18 protein-coding genes are annotated in these 21,044 nt (G+C 72.5%); 11 read left to right on the plus strand and 7 right to left on the minus strand.

The features are described from left to right. Nucleotides 1-666 precede the first annotated feature (666 nt). From ACZ4UX_RS15110 to ACZ4UX_RS15125, 4 genes are all read left to right on the plus strand, one after another. The gene (locus tag ACZ4UX_RS15110; RefSeq protein WP_465706944.1) at nucleotides 667-1,203 is read left to right on the plus strand and encodes a hypothetical protein; all 537 of its coding nucleotides are present in this window, start codon (nucleotides 667-669) and stop codon (nucleotides 1,201-1,203) included. Between the two features lie 255 nt (nucleotides 1,204-1,458). Next, nucleotides 1,459-1,806: a VOC family protein gene (locus tag ACZ4UX_RS15115; protein ID WP_465706945.1), complete on the plus strand. Its 348-nt coding sequence runs from the start codon at nucleotides 1,459-1,461 to the stop codon at nucleotides 1,804-1,806. Nucleotides 1,807-1,976: 170 nt separating this feature from the next. Then, nucleotides 1,977-3,089: a hypothetical protein gene (locus ACZ4UX_RS15120; protein ID WP_465706946.1), complete on the plus strand. Its 1,113-nt coding sequence runs from the start codon at nucleotides 1,977-1,979 to the stop codon at nucleotides 3,087-3,089. A 1,053-nt stretch (nucleotides 3,090-4,142) separates the two neighbouring features. Then, entirely contained in the window at nucleotides 4,143-4,532 is a 390-nt protein-coding gene (locus ACZ4UX_RS15125) for a hypothetical protein (RefSeq protein WP_465706947.1), read from the plus strand. Nucleotides 4,533-5,315: 783 nt separating this feature from the next. Here the strand turns inward: ACZ4UX_RS15125 and ACZ4UX_RS15130 are convergent. From ACZ4UX_RS15130 to ACZ4UX_RS15150, 5 genes are all read right to left on the minus strand, one after another. Next, nucleotides 5,316-5,888 carry an Asp23/Gls24 family envelope stress response protein gene (locus ACZ4UX_RS15130; RefSeq protein ID WP_465706948.1) on the minus strand — a complete coding sequence of 191 codons (573 nt, stop codon included), beginning with the start codon at nucleotides 5,886-5,888 and terminating at the stop codon, nucleotides 5,316-5,318. Between the two features lie 455 nt (nucleotides 5,889-6,343). Continuing rightward, on the minus strand, nucleotides 6,344-6,610 hold the full coding sequence (locus ACZ4UX_RS15135; RefSeq protein WP_329485119.1) for a DUF4235 domain-containing protein: 267 nt from the start codon (nucleotides 6,608-6,610) through the stop codon (nucleotides 6,344-6,346). Further along, complete coding sequence (locus ACZ4UX_RS15140) at nucleotides 6,607-6,924, minus strand: hypothetical protein (protein WP_352292540.1); 318 nt, start codon at nucleotides 6,922-6,924, stop codon at nucleotides 6,607-6,609. Before ACZ4UX_RS15140 ends, ACZ4UX_RS15135 begins: the two co-directional genes overlap by 4 nt. 715 nt (nucleotides 6,925-7,639) lie before the next feature. Next, nucleotides 7,640-8,011 carry a hypothetical protein gene (locus ACZ4UX_RS15145; protein ID WP_465706949.1) on the minus strand — a complete coding sequence of 124 codons (372 nt, stop codon included), beginning with the start codon at nucleotides 8,009-8,011 and terminating at the stop codon, nucleotides 7,640-7,642. A gap of 354 nt (nucleotides 8,012-8,365) precedes the next feature. Beyond that, complete coding sequence (locus ACZ4UX_RS15150; protein ID WP_329485116.1) at nucleotides 8,366-8,743, minus strand: nuclear transport factor 2 family protein; 378 nt, start codon at nucleotides 8,741-8,743, stop codon at nucleotides 8,366-8,368. A 327-nt stretch (nucleotides 8,744-9,070) separates the two neighbouring features. Here ACZ4UX_RS15150 and ACZ4UX_RS15155 point away from each other — a divergent pair, with 327 nt between their 5' ends. The 5 genes from ACZ4UX_RS15155 to ACZ4UX_RS15175 all read left to right on the plus strand — a co-directional run bounded on the left by ACZ4UX_RS15155 (nucleotide 9,071) and on the right by ACZ4UX_RS15175 (nucleotide 17,494). Then, nucleotides 9,071-10,327, plus strand: coding sequence for a serine hydrolase domain-containing protein (locus ACZ4UX_RS15155; RefSeq protein WP_465706950.1), 1,257 nt, complete (start codon nucleotides 9,071-9,073; stop codon nucleotides 10,325-10,327). Nucleotides 10,328-11,010: 683 nt separating this feature from the next. Continuing rightward, entirely contained in the window at nucleotides 11,011-12,174 is a 1,164-nt protein-coding gene (locus ACZ4UX_RS15160; protein ID WP_465706951.1) for a hypothetical protein, read from the plus strand. Nucleotides 12,175-13,186: 1,012 nt separating this feature from the next. Continuing rightward, nucleotides 13,187-13,636 carry an SRPBCC family protein gene (locus ACZ4UX_RS15165; RefSeq protein WP_329491774.1) on the plus strand — a complete coding sequence of 150 codons (450 nt, stop codon included), beginning with the start codon at nucleotides 13,187-13,189 and terminating at the stop codon, nucleotides 13,634-13,636. 395 nt (nucleotides 13,637-14,031) lie between these two features. Continuing rightward, the gene (locus ACZ4UX_RS15170) at nucleotides 14,032-14,769 is read left to right on the plus strand and encodes a hypothetical protein (RefSeq protein WP_465706952.1); all 738 of its coding nucleotides are present in this window, start codon (nucleotides 14,032-14,034) and stop codon (nucleotides 14,767-14,769) included. A 583-nt stretch (nucleotides 14,770-15,352) separates the two neighbouring features. Next, nucleotides 15,353-17,494, plus strand: a complete 2,142-nt coding sequence (locus ACZ4UX_RS15175) for a hypothetical protein (RefSeq protein ID WP_465706953.1) — start codon at nucleotides 15,353-15,355, stop codon at nucleotides 17,492-17,494. A gap of 368 nt (nucleotides 17,495-17,862) precedes the next feature. On the opposite strand, the gene ACZ4UX_RS15180 is transcribed toward ACZ4UX_RS15175, so the two are convergent. Next, on the minus strand, nucleotides 17,863-18,165 hold the full coding sequence (locus ACZ4UX_RS15180) for a DUF4236 domain-containing protein (RefSeq protein ID WP_465706954.1): 303 nt from the start codon (nucleotides 18,163-18,165) through the stop codon (nucleotides 17,863-17,865). 186 nt (nucleotides 18,166-18,351) lie between these two features. Between ACZ4UX_RS15180 and ACZ4UX_RS15185 the strand changes: the two genes are divergently transcribed. After that, a complete protein-coding gene (locus ACZ4UX_RS15185; RefSeq protein ID WP_465707018.1) occupies nucleotides 18,352-18,480 on the plus strand; it encodes an RICIN domain-containing protein in 129 nt (42 codons plus the stop codon). Between the two features lie 837 nt (nucleotides 18,481-19,317). Beyond that, a complete protein-coding gene (locus tag ACZ4UX_RS15190) occupies nucleotides 19,318-20,007 on the plus strand; it encodes an SDR family NAD(P)-dependent oxidoreductase (protein ID WP_465706955.1) in 690 nt (229 codons plus the stop codon). 118 nt (nucleotides 20,008-20,125) lie between these two features. Here ACZ4UX_RS15190 and ACZ4UX_RS15195 read toward each other — a convergent pair whose 3' ends face one another. Beyond that, nucleotides 20,126-21,019 carry a LysR family transcriptional regulator gene (locus ACZ4UX_RS15195; protein WP_465706956.1) on the minus strand — a complete coding sequence of 298 codons (894 nt, stop codon included), beginning with the start codon at nucleotides 21,017-21,019 and terminating at the stop codon, nucleotides 20,126-20,128. Nucleotides 21,020-21,044: the final 25 nt, after the last annotated feature.

The raw sequence follows: 21,044 nt of genomic DNA on the forward strand, positions 1-21,044 counted from the left end.
CGTGGGGGGGGGGGGGGGGGGGGGGGGGGGGGGGGGGGGGGGGGGGGGGGGGGGGAGGTGGGGGGGGGGGGGGGGGGTGGGGGTTGTTTCTCCCCCCCCCCCCCCCCCCCCCCCCCCGCCCCATCTCGGGCCGATCGACCGGCAAGGAAGTGTGGTTCTGCGGGACCCGGGCAGGCGTGCGGACATGGTGAGATTCGGCTACACGGTGATGAGCGGGCGGGCCGGGCCCCGGCAGCTGGTGCGGGACGTCGTCCACGCCGAGCAGGCGGGCTACGACTTCGCTGCCATCTCCGACGACTACTCTCCGTGGCTGGACGCGTCGCCGAGTCGATTCCTCGCGGCTCCCTGCGGCGACCGCGTCGAGGGCTCCGTCGAAGCGGTCCGGGCGTCCGCCGACGCGGGGTTCGACGAGGTGGCGCCGGTCCAGGCGGCGGTGACCACCGGGAGGTCTACCTCGACTGGTCCGAGCGCACCCTGCTCCCCGCCCTGCGTGAGCTGCGACGCGGTTCCCGTCCCACGCCCGGGCCCCACCGGGCCGCGTCCGTCCGGGAGAACCTGCCCGCCGGCCCTGCGCTGACGTCAACCGCACGACCGCCCCTGCAACCCATCCAGTTGACCGCCCCGTCCACCTGACCGACATCGACGTGACCGAGGAGTGTGCCCCCGATGGACGCCGACCACAGCACCAATGAGTCTGCCCGCACCATGGCGGAGCTGAGTTCGCAGGCCGAGGAGGCCCGCGACCGTCTCGCCGACACGGGCGAGGAGCCCGAAGCCGGCAGCGACGTCGCAGCCCGGGCGCGCGATGCAGCCGAACAGGCCCGGGAACGCGTGCTCCGAAGCACCGAGCAGGCCCGGGAACGGGTCAGCCACGGGGTGGCCGACGCACGGGAGCGCGTCAGCCACACCGCCGAGCACGCCCGGGAACTCGTCGGCCACGGCGCGGACCAGGCCCGGCACGCCGTGGAGGAGGGACTCGGCGGGGCCACCGACAGCCTTCGCGCCGGGGCGGTGCGGGCGAAGGCGGGTTTCGCGGGCTTCACCGACACGGCCGGGTCGGCGGTCGCGCGCGACGGGGAGGAGGGCCCGGCCCGGGACGTGGTGCTCCAGTCCGCCCGGTACGCCGGGCCGGTACTGGCCGCCGCCGGTGCCGCCATGCTCGTCGCCGCCGCTGTCGTGGCGCTCTCCCGCCGCCGGGCCTGACGCGCGCCCCTGAAGGACCGCCCGGCACCGGCCGCCCGGGTTGCGCAGCGCGGTCGCGCTCGCTCCGGGCGGCCTCCGGGGCCCGCCCGGCCGCCCTGCGGCTCTCACCTGCCCCCGTGGGCCGGCCGGGCGGGCCACGGCAGCGCGGTGGCCGCAGGGCCGGGCAGCCCGGGGGGCCGGAACGTGCGCGCGGGCGGCCGGCGTTTCCTGGTACTCCTGGGAGAACCAGAGGTCCACTCGCGTTTGGAGCCGTCGATGACCGTTCGCCGTGTCGTTCCCAACATCCGGTCGGAGGCCGCGGAGGAGAGTCGGCAGTTCTACGGCTTGCTGGGCTTCGAGGAGGTCATGAACCACGGCTGGATCATGACGCTCGCCTCCCCGGCCAGCCCGGCGGCGCAGATCAGCGTCATGACCGAGGACAGGACCGCGCCGGTCGCACCCGACATGAGCGTCGAGGTGGACGACGTGGACGCGGCCTACGCGCTCATGCGGGAGAGCGGTGCCGAGATCGTTCACCCCTTGCAGGACGAGGAGTGGGGCGTACGACGATTCTTCGTCCGCGACCCCAGCGGGCGCGTGGTCAACGTGCTGGGCCACCGCTGACGGTGCGTCCCGCGCGGCGACCGGGCCCGTCCCGCCAGGCGCCGCGCGGCACCGCCCGGGCGTGCCCGGCACCGCCCGGGATCCGCCGATCGCGTAGACAGGGTGACGGGGTGTCACTAGTGTCCCACCGCAGGGGGAGTGGAGTCGCTCGAAGCGGATGGGGGGCAGTGGTGTTCACGGTTGCTGGGCAGCACTACACGGCACGGGAACTTCTCGCCAGGATCGCGGGGTTGGCGGCGGAGAAGGGCAGCGACGTGCTCTGGCACGCCGGTTACGTCGCCGCACTGCCGGAGCTGGCAGAGGCCGGCCGGACGGAGTTCTCCTCGCTGGACGCCGTCCTGGTGAGCCTGGGCGGCTGCCTCGTCGGCGGTGACGGCTACGCCTACGCCTACCGGGGGCAGGTCGACCTCACCGCGCGCAGCATCCTCGCCGGAAGGCCCGTGTTCGAGAACAGCGGTCGGGACAAGACGTTCAACCGGCTGAACTGGGTGCAACAGGGGCACGGGGACGACGCCTTCCTTCGGCTGCGCACCGGCAGTTCGCCGTACAGCGCGGTGCGCGACCTGGTGGACCACTCCGCCGCCTGGACGCTGGACTGCGCCACGTTCGTGCAAGCCGTCCAACTCGGCGCGTGGGCCGAAGCGGTAGGGAGCGACGCGTTCGACCGGCGGGTCGCGCGGCCGTTCGATCTCAAGGAGCACGGATCCACCGGGCTGACTCACCGCAAGCTCTGGTTCAGGGACTCGCAGGGCGCCGAGTTCCGGTTGCGCACCCCCGCTTCCGACCGCCTCCGAACACTTGAGCCCGTCGTCGACACGGACGAGCCGCAGCTGCTGCGCCTGGCTCCGCCGGGGAGCCGGGTGGCGTTCGTCAACGCCGACCCGAAGGCCGAAGGCAGCGACTTCGAGCGGGAGAACACCGTCAAGCTGCCCGACGGGACCTACGCCTCGCACCCGTTCGGCATCCTCTCGGCCGGGGCGACGAAGCGGGCGCTCGCCCAGCAGACCGTGCTGCGCTACGGCGACGAGATCGACGTCACGCTGGCCCGCGCGGTGGCCGGCGAGCACGACTCGATCGGCCCGGACGAGGCCCGCTCCGCACAGGAGGAACTGGACCGGTTGCTCGCCGTCGACGACCGGGAGGCCCTGGTCACGTGGATCATGGACCACCGGATGTGGACGGAGAACCTGCTGTACGACGACTTCGACGAGTACGTCCACGACCTGCTCTACCTCGGCGAGGTGGAGATCTACACGATCACCCCGGAGAGCCACGCCCGGTAGCGGCCGCCGGGCGGCGGTGCGGATGACGGCTCAGCGGGCCACCTCCGCGGGCGTCGGATCTGTGACTCCCGCGGTCCCTGGCGTTGGAGTGATCGGGCCGGGTCGCGGGTCGCGCGCGGTGTGACGTTTCAGCTGTCCAGCCTCCACCGCCGACTCCGGCGGCGGTGGAGGCTTCGCCGTGTGCCGGTGGAGCGGACGGGCCGCCCCTCGCCCCGGGGCCGGTCCGCGAACCGCACGAGGACCTTACGGCCGAGCAGGGTGCCGCGAGCAGGATTTCGCAGGGCCGGGATCCACCGAACGCGTCTGTTCGCTCCCGAGGAGAGCGCCACCGGCGCATGACCGCACCATGATCCAGTACGAGGAACCAGCCAGTACGGCGTCCGAGGTCACATCCTGTCCACGCAGAGGAATTCAACCGACTGGACCGCGGTAGAGCGACGCTCTGCGCCCCCGCGAGCCGTAGCCCCGACAGCCTGCCGTCGCCTCGTGAGGGTCCGGACCCGCCGAAGGACGAGATCAAGCAGTTGATCATATGTGGTGGGAGTCCGATAAGGTGTCCCGCTGTCTGGGAGGGCGTACATGAACGAAAAGGCACGGAATCTCATCCCGTGGGTAGTGCTCGTGGCCGCGGTCGGCGGCCTGGTCACCTACCGGAATCCGTGGCTCGACCCGAACCGGTCCGATTCTCCGGGGCCGGCATCTGCCTCCGGGCCCGCCTTCTCGGCCTGGCCTCCGGCCCCGGCCCTGCCCACGACTGCGCCGAGGCCGACGGCCGACGCGGCGCTGCCGGGCGGCGGCACGTTCATCGGGAGCCGGTGCGGTACCAAGAACTTCCACCACTTCACACCGCCGGTCACATCTGTCCCCGAGCCCACCGGCCGGGGCGAACAGCGGGGTCGCCGCACACCGGGCCCACAGCTGGTCCTCGGCTCCTACGGCTTCGGGCGACACGGGGTCGACGACCAGGGGGAGTTCACCATCGATCTGCTACTGGGCCCCGGCACGGAGCGCGAGCTCGAACTGTCGGGCCCGCTCGGCCCGGAGGGCGTGGCCGTGGAGATCGAAGGACCCGAGGGGATAGTCGGCGGTGCGTACGGCCTGCCGGTCACGCTCTCCGATGACGAGGTCCCGTCCCCGGAAGGCAAGGTCCGCATCACGCCGGGCAGCGGCGGATCGGCGGGGGTCACGCTCCCCGCGCAGGCGCTGTGCCCGGGGTACGACGGCTTCGCGCTCCAGCGGGTGCTCGTCGCACCGATGGACTCGTCGAACACCATCATCGGCGACCCGCCCTACCGGCTCACGGTCTCCATCTCCGACCCCGCCGTCGGCGCGCTGCGACGCGCATCCGGATCACCCCTGACCGGCGACGTCCTGAGCGCGGACAACCGGATCGACCCGGCACACGGCTCCCCGGCCGACGACCCCGCGCGGGCGGCGGTCTGAGCTCCTCCCGAACCGCCCCTGCGCCGCACCGGCGGGGGCGGCGCGTGGCTGGGTGATCAGCGGGCGCGCGGAGGGTGATCGACTCCTTGGTGCAGCTGAGTGGTTGCGCTGGGTGGCCTCTCCAGCGGGGCCGCGGCCGGCCTCGCCCTCGCCGCCGTCCTCGGCACGGCGGATGCACCGCACCGAGCGGAGCCGCGCACGCCGCCCCGCTCGGTGCGGTGCGTCCATCGGGGCCCGAGGCGGCGAGTCGGCCGTCTCGGGCCTCCTGGGCGGCCCTCGCCCGCTTCCACCACCAGCGCCTCGACTGGCGCAGCTGCGTAGCCGGGCCCCGGACGGCCAGGAGGGCGCGGATCTTCAGAAGGCCGGCGCCACCCGCGCCGACGTCACCGTCCAGCTGCCGGCCCGGCTCGACCCTCCTGCTCTGCCTTGCTCTGCACCGCCGGGCTGGCCCGACCGCGCCCTCACGCCACCGCTCTGGCCCGCCACCCGCTGGGAACGTTCGGCGAACGCCTCCCCGACCACGATCCCGCCGGACAACCACGACGATGTCGCCCTCCTGGCCATGCGGGTGCCCTGCCGCTGGAGGAGAGGAGGCTCAGGGGTCGTCCGTGCCTGCGCGGGCGGCCGGTCGTTCCTGCTACTCGGTGCTCGAAGCCCGCCCGTGGATTGCGGGAGCGGACCTGCGGTGATCGGGCCGACTGGGACCGGTCGACCGGTCGACCGGTCGACCGGGCGCCCGGACAGGCCGTACGGGTGGGTCCCGGACGGCCCTGAGGGGCCGGGTCAGATGACCCGTGGTGTCTCGCCCGCCGCCGGGAGGTCGTCCTGCGGCAGGTGGACATCGGTGACGCGGAGGTTCACCTCGACCACCTCCAGGCCGGTCATCTGCTCCACTGCGGCGACCACGGCGGCCCGGAGAGCGTCGACCGTGCGCGGGATGGAGAACCCGTACTCCGTCACGACATCGAGGTCGACGGCGGCCTGCCGTTCGCCGACCTCCACCTCCACCCCGCGAGCGGGGTCGTTCCGATCGGCGCCCCCGTGATCGCCATGTGTGAGCGAAGGCCCGCCGCCCAGCCGGTGGACTCCCGGAACCTCGCAGGCGGCGGTGGCCACGATCCTCGCCACCGCGCCCTTCAGAACGGTCGTTCGGCCGGCGGGCGGCCCGGCGGCGTCCTGCTGCCGGACCGCGGCCACGGGACCGGGGCGCTTCGGCCCGGGGCGGCCGGGCCCGGTACCGGGCGCCGACGGGGGCTCGGCTGCTGCGGCCGCGTAGTCGCCGGGGGGCGTGGGGGCCGTCGTCGCGGGTTTCTGCACCGCACCGCTGCCCGTCGGGTTGGTGGGATAGGTCATCATCGTTCACCTGCCTGCACCTCGTGGCCGACCGTACCGGCCGACCACCGAGCACCTTCCCACCACCGGGTGGACCAACCCTGGTTCGACCGGCGATCGGGGTGCCGGGGCGCCGGGAGCAGGGCGGGCGGCTGAGGTTCGGCTACTGGAGATGACCGAGCAGGGCCGGCCTCGACTTCTTCCGACCCCGCGGACAACACGCCGCGTGCCGTCCCGCGGGGCAGCGGGCGCAGAACGCCCGGTGCCGGCTCGTGCTCGACGCCCCCGCTTGTGCTTCCCTCCCTGGTGGAACCGGTGGAACCAGTGGAAACGGGTTGGCCCGGTATCGGGCCGGTGGGGTCGAGGCCCCGTTCACGCCCGGTCCCCGGCCCGGGCGTGAACGGGGCGACCGCCGGGGGTCGTAGGGCTCGGCGCGAACCGGAGCCGGGGGCGCTGTTCCAGCTCGAAGGGGCCGTGGTTCAGGCGGGCCAGGTGCCCGTCAGGCGGTGGGTGGCGGCCGCGCCTCCCCGTTCGACGGCGGCCTTCACGGTGCCGAAGATCGCGCCCTGGAGGGCGGCCGCGACGAGTATCTCCAGCCAGGTACGGTGCTCGTCGGTCGCGTTCGGCGCGTCGTCGTCGTGGCCCAGGACCTTCCAGGTCTGCTTGAAGAGGGCGCCGGCCAGGAGGCCGGCGGATGCGCCCAGCAGCAGGCCGACCGGCCTGTAGGCGATCTTGGCGGCCTTCACCGGCGCCGTCCGAGCAGGCTGCGGAGCAGGACCACCGCGAGGACGGCTGCCGCGGCGGCTGCCAGCAGCGGCGACCGGTTGGCGCGGGCGGCGCCCACGGCCCGGCCCGCCTTCGAGCGGACCTGCGCCGGGGTGTGGTCCGCCGCGACACGCCCGGCATGCGCCGCCGTACCGCGGGCCTGGGCCGCCAGGTTTCCGGCGCGGTCCAGGACATCCTTCGGGGCGTGGTCACGCATGGTCCGGGCGGTTTTGGTGACCGTGTCGCGAACCGCCTCGGCGGCGTGCGCGACGGTCTCCTGTGCCGGGTTCTTCACAGCTGTCCCCTTTCGTCGGCGAGGGCCGGGTGCGTGGCCCGCCCGTCGGCGTCCGATGTACGGCCGAGTTCTCCGCAGGTGCGGCTGGGCCGGTACAACCCCGGCTACCCCCGAACGCGCCGCGCATCCGCCTTTGTTCGGCGCGGGCGGCCCAGGTGATCCCGTCCGGGTGGAAACGGGGTCGTGGGATGACGGGGTATCGGTGGCGAGGTAGGTCCGAAGCGGACGGCTTCGCCGCCGCGCCGTGGCTGCCCAGCGACAACGCCCTGCTTCTCCAGCGCCTTGCGCAGTGCCCGCACGGGGCCGCCGCTCAGCTCCCAGAGGATGCGCAGGCTCCACCGCCACCCGAACAGGTCGAGTGCGGCCATCAGGGGGAGCTCAGCGGTCGAACCGCGAACTGGCTTGCCTGGCTGCGGCGTTGGCGTGACATGGAGTGTGCCGCCGGCGGCGCGGGGGCGGCAGCCCGACCGCCGTTCTGGACCGGATCATAGGCAGTGCTGAGAGGCGATCCCAGCTTGATCTCCAACCTCGAGCGGGCCAGGCGCGCTTGGAGCGCGGGTTCGCGTTCGATGGTCTCGCCGACGTCATGGCGGGGCACTGGCTTGCGGTTCTTCGAAGTTAGTTTCGGCACGCTGGCCGGGGGAGCGGGGCGTCGGCGCGGATGTCGCGGACCCCGCGGGGGGCCCGGGCCGGGTCAACTCCGCAGCGGGCAGCCTCAGCCTGCGCGTCGGTGCGCGGAGACCAGCCACCGCCAGCGTCGACGCTCCGTGAAGAGGGTGGCGGCGGCCAGTACGGTCACGAGGGCCGCCACCCAGGCGGGCCAGGCCAGCCACGAGGAGACCACCGCCGCCGCGAGCTGGAGCAGTACCAGCAGGATCGTGGCCCAACCCGGCACCGCGACGACCACGTTGGCTTTGTCCCCCGGGGTGGAGAACAACGTCGGAAGGCCGATCAGTGCCAGTACGGAGAGGGTGGCCAGCAGCCACGAGTGGTCGGCCAGCGCCCAGGGGGTGGCCACCCAGGCGACGAGTTCCGTCGAGAAGCGGAGCGCGGACGCAACGCGGTCGTCCGGGCGTTCCGAGGTCATTGCCCCAGCAGCGGTGTCGGTCACCTGCGGACGATCTCACGGCGCGCGGCCGACGGCCAGGGGTCCGGGGCACCGCCGTCGCACCCCGGCTCCCCGCCCGTGCCCCCGGAAGGATGCGGCCCGCTGACGCTCAGGTGGGTGGGGGAGCCGTTCTCCACCGTGTCCCTGCACGGGCGGCGGTGGCACTGCCCGTGTCTGCCTGGGAGGTGATCCTGGCCGTGCGCGTGTCCGTAGTGAGAAGGGCATCCGCTGGGGCGGACGCCCCCTCAACACCGCGGCCTGAGCGACCGCGAACCGCAGCCCCCGAACGCCGGCGGGGCACGTCCAGGAGAAGGACAGCGACAGAAGGACGACTCAGGAGGCGGACGGCTCGATCTCCCCCGCAAAGACGATGAACTGGTCGATGAGGCTCCGCCGTAGATGGACGACGTCCGTTCCCGCCAGGCGGGGGCCTCCATCCGGCGTGGTGAAGACCCACTGGTACCGGGCCCACTCGTCAGGCATGTCCACCGCTGAGCAGCGCACCATCGTGCCGCTCCCCGCCGGGTGGCGCCGGATGTCCAGCACGAACCGTTCGACTGCCGCGATTCCTTCGCTGCGACCCAACGGTCCCCAGAAGACCACGTCTGAGGTCAGGGCCCGGGAGAGCAGGGCAGTCACATAGCTGTCGTCCGAAGTGTTGAAAGCGGAGATGAACGTGTCGATCGCGGAGCGTGCCGTCTCTTCCTGCATCCCCCAGTAATACCAGCCATTGCGCGTGCGCTCATCCCGCGAGCCGCCTTCCGATCACGGTGGACCATCCCGGGCACAGCACTTCGCTGCGACGAAGAGGTCCACCGCAACGGTGGGGGCAGAGGGAAGGAGGGGGTGCCGCTCGGGGCGGGGCGTCGGGCTCCGGGAGGACGGGTGGGTGGGACCGCGGTCCCGGAGGTGTCATCCCGGGGGCGCAGCGGCGAGGGGGTGGTCTCGTCCTGTGCGCGGACGACCCTCATGGGCGGTGGGTGGTTCGCTGGAAACCACCCGGGAGGCCCGGGAATCCTCCATCGACAGGAGTCCTTCGTGAACGAGCGTGTGTCGCCCCGGTTCCGCCTCCGTCTCCGACCCGGCGGGCGGGCCCGCACAGCGGTGGCCGTCATCGCCGGCGCACTGACGCTCGGCACGTTGACGATCGGCGTGCCTACCTCCGCCACGGCGTCCCCGGTCTCCACGGCGTCCCCGGGCTCCGGGGCTTCCACGGCCTTCGCCGCCGACCCGGCGACCGTCGGTGACGCCGCGTCCGGCTCGCGCCGGCCGGACGGAGTCCAGCAGCGGCTGGAGGCCCTGGTGAGGGACTTCAAGGCTCCGGCCGCGCTGGCCACCGTCACCGACCGGGACGGCCGGACCCGCCGGTACACAGCCGGAGTCGGTGACCTGACCACCGGGGCGAAGGTGCCGGTGGACGGCCAGGTGCGGGTCGGCAGCAACACCAAGGCCTTCACCTCGGTGGTCCTGCTGCAACTGGTCGGCGAGGGCAAGGTGGGGCTCGACGCCTTCGTCGACACCTACCTGCCCGGCCTGCTGCGCGGGGACGGCATCGACGGACGGAACATCACCGTCCGTCAGCTCCTCCAGCACACCTCGGGGCTGCCCAACTACACGGAATACCTGGAGGGCGACCGGCTGGACCGCTACTACGAGCCCCGGGAGCTCCTCGACCTCGCGCTCGCCCACACGTCCGACTTCACCCCTGGCGACGGCTGGAAGTACAGCAACACCGGGTACCTGGTCGCCGGGATGATCATCCAGAGGATCACAGGCCGGCCGGTGGGTGAGGAGATCACCCACCGCGTCATCGACCGGATCGGTCTGCGGCACACCTACTTCCCGGTCCCGGGGGACACCACCGTGCACGAGGCGCACCCCGAGGGCTACGACCGGCTGACGCCGGACGGCCCACTCACCGACGTGACGCGGCAGGACATGTCCTGGGGCTGGGCCGCGGGGGCGCTGGTCTCCACGAACACCGATCTGAACCGGTTCTACACGACGCTGATCGGCGGCGGCCTGCTCGCCCCGGAGCTGCTCGCGCAGATGCGCACGACCGTCCCGGCGGACGAGCACCTCGGCCAGGGGGCCCGCTACGGGCTGGGTCTGGTCAGCTTCCCGCTGACGTGCGGCGGCGTCTACTGGGGCCACGGCGGTACCCTCCCCGGCTATGTGACCCGCGGCGGCGTCACGGAGGACGGCCGCGCCGCCAACATCGCGGTGACCACCGTGCCCGCCGTCGAGGCCAAGCCGCGTATCGCCGCCGATGTGGACGCGGCCCTCTGCCGGTAGACCGCCGGGAGGGCCGGCCCCCCTTCGTACCGACTCCCGGGGGATGGCCCCCGCCCTGACGAGGAGAACGGGGCGGCGGCCCGGATCCGGACGTGGCACCTGCCCGGCCTTCGACCGGATCGTGTGCGCCTGCGAGGTGATCGCCACATCACCGCGGGTCGCTGTCCCGGGGCCGGGGCCGGGGCCGCGGTGAGGACCACCCTCAGCTCCCGTTCCCCCGTCCGGATAGCCAGTGCGGTGCGGCCCCGGCGGCACCGCACCCGACCCTGCACCGCACCCCTCCCGCGCAGCGTCCGGGCTGCGACCCGGGTACCGCGCGGCGGCGACCCGCCGGGCCCCGGGACGGCTGCGGAGTACGGGGCCGCTTTGTTGACGGACTGTCACAGGAGCGGCGGGAAAACCGGGCACCAAGGTCCGCCGCGTTGGTACCGTGTCGCGACCAGAACGGCTTGACCGGGGGTGCGCGCTGGTGCGCGTTCCCCTTCGGGGGAGGAGGTTTTCGGGTGCGGATCACCAGGGTGGCGGGCGTCCTACTGGCGGCGGGGGTGCTCACGGCGTGCGGGAGCGGCGGAAGTGGTGGGACCGGTGACGGGGCGAGTTCGGGGGCGGCTGCGGGAGCGGCCTCGACGACGCCGGCCGGGAACGGTGCACCGTCGGCTCCGTCGGATGCCCCCACGCTCGCGATGAAGGTCCCGGCGGCGTACGGGAACACCGCGCGCTGGCAGCTGACGGCCCAGCAGGCTGTGAGCTACGGGGTGTTGCCGAAGGCCGGGCTGGTGGTCACGCTGTCCGGCACGGAGCAGACGTATGTGCTGACCGCGCGGGAGGCCGGCACCGGGAAGGTCCGGTGGGCGAGCAAGCCGGTCAAGGGCCTCGGCGAGGCGTACGCGCCCAGGCTGATGGTGGTGTCCGCCGGGGGCAAGGAGTTCGTGGTGCTGTGGTCCACCGGCAAGTCCGGCGGGGACGCGCTGACGAAGGCCCAGCAGATCTACTCGATCGACGTCTTCGCCGCCGAAGGTTCGGGCCAGGACGCCGTCCCCGCCCAGCACCTGGAGATCCCGATGCCGAGCGGTGGCCGGCACGAGGTGCTCGACGGCGGTGGTGGCAAGCTGCTGCTGGACTCGGTGACCGACAAGGTCACGGTGGTCGACGCGGCCACCGGCGCGCAGCAGACCGTCGAGCCCAAATCGCTCACCGCGCCCACGGGTTGCCTTCAGTGCAACGGCCCGGTCGTGGCGATGACCGGCAAGGGCCCGGTGGTCAGCAACAGCCTGGACGCGACCAGGTTCTGGTCGCCGGCGGGCTGGGACAACACCACGGTGGCACCCCCCGAGGCGGATCCGGCCCAGGCGGCGGTCTGGCCGGTGGCCGGCGGCCAACTGCTGGCCCGCTGGCAGGAGAAGGACCAGGGCAGCCACAACGTGTGGGCCGTCCTGGACGGCGAGAGCGGCCAGGTCAAGGCGTCGGTGCTGTGTGACAAGCCGCTGATCGGCACCGGAGGGGCCCCCGCCTCGGCGCTCTCGCCGAACGGCCGCTACCTGGTCTCCGAGCACCTGGCCTTCGACCTCACCGCGAAGAAGGGCTACTGCTTCGAGGAGACGAAGAGCAGCAAGCCGCTGACCTTCACCGCCGTCACCGACGACGGAACGGCCTATGGCACCTCGCTCACCAAGGACGGCGGCGTCGGCGGCTCCAAGGCGCCCGTCCAGCTGTCGCTGGCCACCGGGACCGCGCAGGCGCTGGACGGTGTGGACGGCATCCCGGTGGCCGACCTGGCCGGGGTGGGCGTCTTCAAGCTCCCGTCGGTCTCGGAGGGCGGCCTGGTCGCCTACCCGCGCAAGGGCTGACCAGCCTTTGGGCCCGCTCCTTCGCACGGCGGCGGGCCCTCCCGGGGCACAGGGGCGGCGGGGAACCGCTGCGGGTACTCCGGCCGCACTTCGTGATCAGGTGGCGAGTCTGCGCCGGTAGCGGCTGTGGCGGGCTCGTCCTTGGTGCGTCCGGCGCCCGATCGACCCGTGGAGAGCGCGGCCGGTCGAGGATCAGTGCGTTCACCAGGTGGCGGATCTCGATGGGGGTCAGGTCGATCGTTGGCTGGCCCGGTCCTGCGGGAGCGGTGGTGGCTTGGGCCACCAGGAAGGCCAGGACGCCGAGGACCGGAGCACGGCCCACCCTCGCCTGATGGGGTTCACGACATCTCGTATCGGCCGCTTCGCTGGAGGTCAGGACCTCAGGCGTTGCGGGGCGCCGGGCCCGCCCATCCGTGGCGGCTCCTTGCGGGTCGGTGTCTCGCCCGCGCCGTAAGGAGTCCGACACCTCTGGCTTACGGCTCGGTCCTGCTGCTGGACCGGATTCGCGCCCCGGAGCAGGCCTGCAATCGGTGGTGTTCGCGTCTAGGAGTAGTGCGCACGTGCCCCTGGCCCGTCCCGCTCGCTGAACCCGCCGAGCGCCACGACCACGGCACGGGGCTGCACCTGCTCCATGCCGCCGTCACGCTCCCACGGCCCCGGCCCCGGCCCCGGCAGCGCACGGCGGGGCCGTGAGCGGCCTTCGGCCTGGCACGGCGAGTCGGCTGCGGCCCGGGCGCCGCACGGTGAGGACCCGCGGGCAAGGGCGAGAAGAGCGGACCCGCCCAACCGTAGGGTCGATCGGGCTCCAGGGCGGCGGCGCGTCAGCCGGTGCCCCGGGCTGCGGCACCGCCGTAAGGCGCACCGCGGCCGTAGGCGTTCGTACTCGGATGCGTGGCGGCTGCTGCCGGTTCGCCCGGGATGGGACGGAATCGGTAAGGGCCAGGCATACCGGCCGACGGTCGGGGCAGGTGCTTGCCCGACCGCGAAGCGATGCGAAGGCGAGTGAGCAGCGATGAGCAAGGTGCAGGAGCAGATCGACGTCGATGTGCCGGTCAGCACGGCGTACAACCAGTGGACGCAGTTCGAGCAGTTCCCGATGTTCATGGAGGGTGTCGAGGAGATCACCCAGCTCGACGAGCGGCACAACCACTGGAAGACGAAGATCGCCGGTGTGTCCCGGGAGTTCGACACCGAGATCGTCGACCAGGTGCCGGACGACCACGTGGCGTGGCGTACCACCAGTGGTGATGTGCGGCAGACGGGGATGGTGCGGTTCGAGCCGATCGACGCGACCCACACCCGGGTGATGATGGAGATGGACTTCCAGCCCGGCGGTATGGCCGAGAAGGCCGCCGACATGACCGGCATGCTCGACCGGCAGGTCAAGGGCGACCTCAAGCGGTTCAAGCACTTCATCGAGAAGCGCGGGACCGCCTCCGGCGGCTACCGCGACACCCTCTGACCCGGGCCACCCCTCCGGCCGCCCCCGGCCCCACCCCACGGATGGGGCCGGGGGCGGGGTCATGCGCGAGCGGGAGCGAAGCCGGCCGACGTCGCGTCGCCGGTGAAGCACCGCGTCACGCGCTGCGCCGGAGCTGACGGGCCGCAGGCGGGGGCACCTCACCCCGGCGCCTTGGGGGCCCGGTCCGCGAGAGGGGCTGGCTCAGCCGAAGGAAGCTGTCCGAGCGCCCCTGCACGAGATCCGCCGACGCTCCGCCCTTCACCTGGGTGGCGTCCACCTCGGCGCTCCGCCGGGATGTACCGGTTCGCTGTGCCTTACCGGCCCCCCCGGGAGCGTGAACCCCGTACGGCGGGGAACCCGCTGGTGACAGCCACGCCGCACACGGGAGACGCTCCATGGACTCAGGCAGGAAGACGCCCGCCAACCGGGCGAAGGCGCTGCAGCGCTTCCCGCGCCACGACCGCCGCGGCGAGGCCCGGCTGCCCGCGGTGCTCGCCACCCTGGCGGCCATGCTGCTCTACCTCGTCCTGCCGGAGCAACTGCTGTTCGTCCCGCGCTTCGTCGTGCCGGGCCTGGAACTGCTGCTCCTGATACCGCTGATCGCGGTCAACCCGCGCCGGATGACCCGGCAGAACCGCTTCTCCCGGATCGTGTCGCTGACCCTGGTCGCCCTCATCGGCATCAGCAACCTGATCTCGCTCGGCCTGCTGGTGCACGCCATGGTCACCGACAAGGCCCAGGAGGGCGGCCCCCTGCTGCTCGCCGCGCTCCAGGTCTGGGCCACCGGCATCATCGTCTTCGGCCTGGCGTTCTGGGAACTCGACCGCGGCGGCCCGGTGGCGCGCACCCAGGCCGAGCGCTCCGAACTGCCGCTGGCGGACTTCCGGTTCTCCCAGGACGAGAACGACGACGCCGTCGAGGAGGTCGCCGACGGCTCGTCCCGCACCAGCGACTGGGTCCCCACCCTGATGGACTACCTGTACGTCTCGGTCACCAACTCCACCGCCTTCAGCCCCACCGACACCATGCCGCTGTCCCCCCGGGCCAAGGCGCTGATGGCCATCGAGAGCATCGCCGCACTCATGACCTCGCTGCTCGTCATCGCCCACGCGGTCGGCGTCCTCGACAAGTAGCACGGCACACCGGTCGAGGTCGCCGCAGGGCGGGGCCGGCTTCCTCGGTGGCGATGTGGGCGCGCAGCAGCTCGATGTCGACCGGGTCTCCCTGCCGCACGCGCGTTGAACCGGGCCATCGCGGTCCAGCCGGCTCCTTTGACGCTCGTCGTCGACCTCGGTGCTGTCACGTTCACGGACTCCGCGGGCCTGCCCACGCTGCTGCTCGCCCGCACGGAGGCGTGCCGCCCCCTGCCCGTCGTCCTCGCCGGGTGAGCGTGGCGGCGACGGGACGGGGTTCGGCGGTGCGTTCGCGTTCGGCCGAGCTGTGACTGCCGGATCTGAGCGGCGGTGCCGCTGAGGTACAGGAGGTGGCCCCAGCCGCCGCTCTGCCCGAGCGGGGCGTGGGCAGCGCGGCGGCGTAGCCGACAGGGGGCCCGCGCGGGGCCGATGAAGAACGCGTCGTCGGCAGGGCAGTGCGGTCAGCCCCGAGGCAGAGCCCATCGGGCCTTTCCCAGCAATGGCCGTTCGTATGCTTCAGCCTATTGCGTTCGCCGCTTCGCTGGCGCTTCATGGAAACAGGGGGAGTGGAGAGGTCGCCGCCATGGGAATCTTCGAGATGCAGTACCGGAAGGACACCTTCCTCGCCCTGCTGAAGTCCAGACTCAGCGGGCTGCCGCTGCCGGTCGCGAACCTTCCCCTGTTACCCGGCCGCTGGCTCGACCGGCTGATCTGCACCGGGGTGGAGCTCGCGGACCCCGGTGAGGCGCCGCCGGGAGCCGGCTTCGCCCCCGGGGAGCTCGCGTTCCGCGCGACCATGGAGGTCCACCACACCACCTACCAGGACGCCCTCGACGCGGGCAGCCTCAACGAGCCCGCCACCCAGGTGGCGCTGGGCCACGTCTGGGTAGGGGCCGCGGCATCCCCCACCGCGTTCACCATGAGGCCGGCGGCGGCGGAGATCGAGGGCCACCCGATCCCCGTGTCGGTGCTTCCGGTGGAGCCGCTCGTCGCCCCGTGGCCGGCGACCGTCAACGTCTTGGCGGCGACCGTACTGGCGGACGGCGACGTGATCGTCATCCGCTGCGCGTCGGTCCCCACCCCCCTGACCGGCCCGGTGGTCGACCGCACCGGCGGATCCGACTGGGCGCTGTTCCTGGACGGCGCATACCTGGCCGAGGACGCCGTGGCGAACCAGCGCGAGCAGTTCGACGCAATGGCGGCGACGGGGGAGTACAAGGTCGAACGGCACCCGACCGGTGGGTGGGGCGCCGTGCCGGAGGGATTCGGCGTCAACATCTCCGGCAAGATCGAGGCGGTCGACACCCCCTGCTTCGACCTCGACATCTCCGTCACGGTGAACACCTCCCTCGCCTTCGTGCCGCAACCCGCGGAGGGAAACGCCCGGGTGATCGTGCGGATCGGCTGGGACACCTCCGACTGGGACTCGGCGGTCTGCGCGATCGCCGCGCTGGCGGCGGGCATCGGCGTCACCGCCATCCCGTTCATCGGCCCGCTGATCGGCGGACTCGGCGTCCGACTCGGCCTGATCTCCTTCATGGCCATCCCCTTCGTCATCGACGCGGAAGTGACGAAGAAGATCCAGGCCATGAATCCCACGAAGCCGACCTTCACCAAGGTCGCGCAGACCGACGACCTCGTGACCTGGGAGGGGACATTCCCCCTGGTCATGAACATGCCCAGCCTCACCCTCGCCATGCAGAGCGGCTTCGCAGACCGCGACGGCATGACCTCCCGCGGCAGCCTCTCCGCCCCGCAGCCCCAGCGCGAACTCCGGGGAATCGCACAAGCCGGCGAATGGCGAATCGAGACGGACTGCAAGAACGGCCGCGTCACCCGGGCGTACCACCCCGGTGCCGTCATCCTCTGGCACACCGCGCCCGAGCCGCTGCGCCTCCTGGGCCCCGGTGTCGTGACCAGCCCGCCCGACACCTGGGAGGCCGCCATCACCGTGGACGCGGGCGGCATCGACATCACGGCACCGGACTCACTGCCGCCGGGGACGGCTCTCGGCCTGTGGGCGCACACCGTGTCGGGCCTGCGGTGGGTGGACCTGGGCGCCGTCCCCGAGGAGCCGCCGCCACTCACCAGGGCCCAGGTCGCCGGCGCACTCTTCCAGTGCCGCGGGCCCCTGCAGGAACCGGAGCTCAGGAAGCACCTCGAATGGCTGGTCGACCCGCCGGACCTGTTGGAGCAGGACCGGCCGTACGTGCGTGAGTGGTCCGTCGCGGCCAGGGGGATCCGGGGGGACAGCCCGATCCACTTGGTCGCCGTGGGCGCGGACGGCCGGGAACGCGCGCTCGGCACTGTGCAGCCGCGCCGTGGTGGGATGTCGCTCCAGGTGGTCACGGCGGCGGACGAGAACCTCGAACTGCACACCGACGTCGTGGGCCACTCGGGCGTGCTCATGGGCCAGCGGTGGATCACCCCGTGGGCGCGGCTCCCGGTGGAGGGCGGCGTGGCATCCCTCGCTGTCTCCGACAGCGTGATCGAGGTTCACTCCCTTGCAGGCGAGACCCTCCTCGCCGACTTCAGCGGCGCGCTGCTGGCCGCCGGGCCGGGCCAGGGGCGAGAGCGACCGCAAGGCGAGGCTGTCCCGAACGGCTCCCCGCCCCGGACTCTCCAGGTCGGCCTGACGACCGTGGTCGCACTCGACGCAGCCCACGTGATCGTCGGCAAGGCCGGACCACTGCACCTGGTGGGCGTCCTCGGCCAGTCCGGCTGACCGCCGCACGACCCGTACCGAGGCGGCCCGTCCGTCCCCTGACGTCTCGTAGCCCGAGGGTACGGCGGCCAGCAGCCCGCTGGTGGTGAAGCCCTTCTCGGTGAGGGCCCGTAAGTCCACCACCGCCGAGCACGAACCGAGCGCCGCCGTCGGGCGCCGGGCACCTGCAGCGGCTCATGCGGCGTGGTGGAGTGGAGAGGTCGCCCATGCGTCAGGGCGGGTGGCCGCAGGGCTCACGGCTCACTGTGATCTGTTCTGAAACAACGCTGGTGGCGGCGCTTCGGCCCGTGATGGAGAGCCGGTGGACGAGCCAGAGGGCATGACATCCGCCTCCTGCCACGAGCCTGCAATCGGCTGGCTCGCCTCGGTCAGTGCAGGATGAGCACGAGCAGGAACAGTGCCAAGACAATGCCTGCGCTGATCCACTCACCCTTGCCGTGCTGCCGGCGGGAGCGCTGCGGCGCTGCGGGTGCGGGCCGCCTCGACGCCTTCCGTGCGCCTGCGGTCCGGCTGTGGGAGAAGCCAGTCCCCGGGACCGACACGGTGGTTCGGACGCGCCCGTTGGCCTGCTTGGTGACCCGGGCGCCCTTGACGCCCGCCGAATAGCTGATGCCACTCTTTGAGGCGGTGACACGCAGCCCTCCGGCCTTGAAAGACTTCCGGTAGCCCACCGTTCCTCCTCTCGCGGGCCGGCTCATCCGCCCCGATGGCCGGCATCGTCTCGCATCTTCCGCCGGGTGTCCTGGTTTCGCCTACGTCGATCGAGCCCTCGGGCCATCCTTGTCCACCAGTGGACCTGCAACGGCGGCGCCAACCAGCGTTGGGGGAAGGTAAACGTCGACGGCGACACCTAGGCGATCGTCAACTTCCACAGTGGCCTCGTCCTAGATGTCGCCGGCGGGAGCCCGGCCGACGGGGCTCCCGTGGTCCAGTGGGCCCCGAGCGGCGGGGCGAACCAGCGCTGGGCCCTCAATCCCGTCGGCTGACACGCTCCGGTACCCCGCCCGGCCCGCCTGCCTGGAGCCGGGCGGGGGAGACCCACCGCGAGCCTGTCCGCACCTGATCGCCGCCCGGGCCGAAGGGGGCGGCACCAGCGGGCTAATCCTTCGCCGACCGCTCGGGAGGCCGGTCGGCCCCGGAGCCTGAAGCCGTGTCTCCGGCCAGATGGCCAAGGCACACCCGGGTCACGCTCTCACCGACGGCGCCGACGGAACAGACAGGCTGGGCCGCCGCCGGGTGTTCCTGCCCGGTGGTGCGGGTGTAGCCGGTGGTGCCGGGGGTGGGGGGCTTGGCCGCTGATGCCGTCGGCGCCGGAGTTGTCGTTGGGGTCGAGCAGTTCCACCCGCGCGGGCCGGAGAACGCGGGCACTTTCGACACCCGTTTCCGCCTCGGCCACCGGCTGGGCGAGTCGCGCGACGCGCGAGGGGCGTGACCGTCCTGACCGACCTGCGGGATGGCCCAGGGGACTGGGGACACGAGGTCCTACCCGACCACCCGGCAGGCACTCACGTACTGGCAGGAACGGTCCCGGGGCAGGGGGTGGCTAGGAGGGAGGTAGCTCTGGCCGGCTGCCTACCACTCGGTCCGCGATTGAGGTCAGGACGTGTCGGCCTGAGAGGTCGGCTGGTGGGTGATCAGCAGGCCGCATGCCAGCCGAGCACCAGCTCGGTGCTCGGCTCGCGGCGGGTCGGCCGACGGGCGGAGCGGTCCGAGACCAGTGAGGCGACCACATGATGGGCCTCGACACCTTGGTCGAGCGGTATCGCGGGACCGCGCCGTAAACCGCTGGCCGATCGCATCATCGCGGAGGGAAGCTGTGTCCCATGACGACAACCTTGATCACCGGGGCCAACAAGGGCCTCGGCCGCGAGACCGCCCGCCGCCTGATCGCTGCGGGCCACACCGTCTACCTGGGAGCGCGCAACATCGAGCGGGGCTCGGCGGTCGCGGCCGAACTCGGTGCCCGGTTCGTGCAACTCGATGTCACCGACGACGCGTCGGTCGCCAGCGCGGTGGCCGCCATTGAGGCCGACGGCGGCCTGGACGTCCTGGTCAACAACGCCGGAATCGAGGTGCGGTCAGCCGAGGGCGACATCATCGGCGCCGCGGAGCTGACCGCCGACGTGATGCGGGAGGTGTTCGAGACCAACGTCTTCGGCCTGGTCCGGGTGACCCACGCCTTCCTGCCGCTGCTGGGACGCTCCGCTGCCCCGGTCGTGGTCAATGTCAGCAGCGGCCTGGCCTCGCTGACCCAGGCCGGCAAGGGGTACCCGGGGGTGGCCTACCCGACCTCCAAGACCGCGGTCAACATGCTCACCGTGCAGTTCGCCAAGGCGTTCCCGCTGATGCGGATCAACGCCGTGGAGCCCGGCTACACCTCGACGGACCTGAACCGGCACGAGGGCACGCAGACCGTCGAGCAGGGCGCCGAGATCATCGTCCGGATGGCTCAGCTGGGGCCCGACGGCCCGACGGGCGGCTACTTCGGCGCGGCGGGCCCCATCCCCTGGTAGGCGGCGACGTTCGGGACGCGGACCCGATGATCCCGACGGAGCCTCACTGAGGTCCACGTGATGGCGTGCGCCCTCGGCGGGGTTGCGGCACCCAATCCGACGGCTCCGGCAGCACGTATCAGGTGGTCGAGCTGATCACTCTGGTGACGGCCGTGATCGCAGGTGCGGGGCGGCCGGGGAGGCGCGCCACGAGCACCCGGCGGATTTCGGGGGGTGCGCCCTCGACGTGCAGCAGGCTGATCCCGGGCGGCAGCGCGGGCGAGAGTTGGGACGGCACCGTCGTCACGCCGAAGCCGCCGGCGACCAGCTGAAGCTTGGTCAGCCAGTCGCGCGCCGAGTGGACGATCCGCGGGCGTCCGGGCAGGCCGGGCCAGACACCGAGCAGCGGCTCGGAGTCCGATGACGGGGTGGCGATCCAGGGGGCGTCGACCAACTCGTCGATGTGCACGGTGGTGCGGCCGGCGAACTCTCCGGTCGACCGCACCGCGACGGCCAGCTCGGTGTCCGCGATGGTCTCGACGTGCAGGCGCGGCGACTCCCCGTCCGAGGGACGGTGGGGCGGACGGGACGTCAGCAGGGCAAGGTCGATCGAGCCCGCACGCAGCGCCCGGCTCAGGGTGGGCGTCGTGCCCTCGATCGTCGTGACCGTGATGTGGGGGTCGGTTTCCGCCAGGCGGGCGAGTGCGGCGGGCAGGATCGCCGCGCCCGCGCTCAGGAACACCCCGAGCCGCACCGGTTCGGTCTGCGGGACGGCGCCGGTGAGGTCGCGCTCGGCCGCCGCGACGGAGTCAAGGATCGTGCGGGCGTGCCGCAGCAGGGTCAGACCCGCGGGGGTGAGCCGTACCCCATCGGAGCGGCGTTCGAACAGGGTAGTGCCCGCGCTTCGTTCGAGGGAGGCGGCTTGGCGCGAGATGGCCGACTGCGTGTAGCCGAGCAGGGTGGCTGCGGCGGTGAAGCTGCCGGACTCGGCGATCTGCCGCAGGACCCGCAGGCCCGCCGTGGAGATGTCCATGCGTCCTACGCATACCACGGATGCC

It is taken from the genome of Kitasatospora sp. NPDC028961 (assembly GCF_055564815.1).

Bases quoted from the DNA above. Each gene is read 5' to 3' on its own strand.
- ACZ4UX_RS15175 (WP_465706953.1), top strand. From the start codon at position 15,353: ATGGGAATCTTCGAGATGCAGTACCGGAAGGACACCTTCCTCGCCCTG.
- ACZ4UX_RS15160 (WP_465706951.1), top strand. From the start codon at position 11,011: ATGAAGGTCCCGGCGGCGTACGGGAACACCGCGCGCTGGCAGCTGACG.
- ACZ4UX_RS15170 (WP_465706952.1), top strand. From the start codon at position 14,032: ATGGACTCAGGCAGGAAGACGCCCGCCAACCGGGCGAAGGCGCTGCAG.
- ACZ4UX_RS15145 (WP_465706949.1), bottom strand. From the start codon at position 8,011: ATGACCTCGGAACGCCCGGACGACCGCGTTGCGTCCGCGCTCCGCTTC.
- ACZ4UX_RS15190 (WP_465706955.1), top strand. From the start codon at position 19,318: ATGACGACAACCTTGATCACCGGGGCCAACAAGGGCCTCGGCCGCGAG.
- ACZ4UX_RS15150 (WP_329485116.1), bottom strand. From the start codon at position 8,743: ATGCAGGAAGAGACGGCACGCTCCGCGATCGACACGTTCATCTCCGCT.
- ACZ4UX_RS15115 (WP_465706945.1), top strand. From the start codon at position 1,459: ATGACCGTTCGCCGTGTCGTTCCCAACATCCGGTCGGAGGCCGCGGAG.
- ACZ4UX_RS15195 (WP_465706956.1), bottom strand. From the start codon at position 21,019: ATGGACATCTCCACGGCGGGCCTGCGGGTCCTGCGGCAGATCGCCGAG.
- ACZ4UX_RS15130 (WP_465706948.1), bottom strand. From the start codon at position 5,888: ATGATGACCTATCCCACCAACCCGACGGGCAGCGGTGCGGTGCAGAAA.
- ACZ4UX_RS15110 (WP_465706944.1), top strand. From the start codon at position 667: ATGGACGCCGACCACAGCACCAATGAGTCTGCCCGCACCATGGCGGAG.
- ACZ4UX_RS15165 (WP_329491774.1), top strand. From the start codon at position 13,187: ATGAGCAAGGTGCAGGAGCAGATCGACGTCGATGTGCCGGTCAGCACG.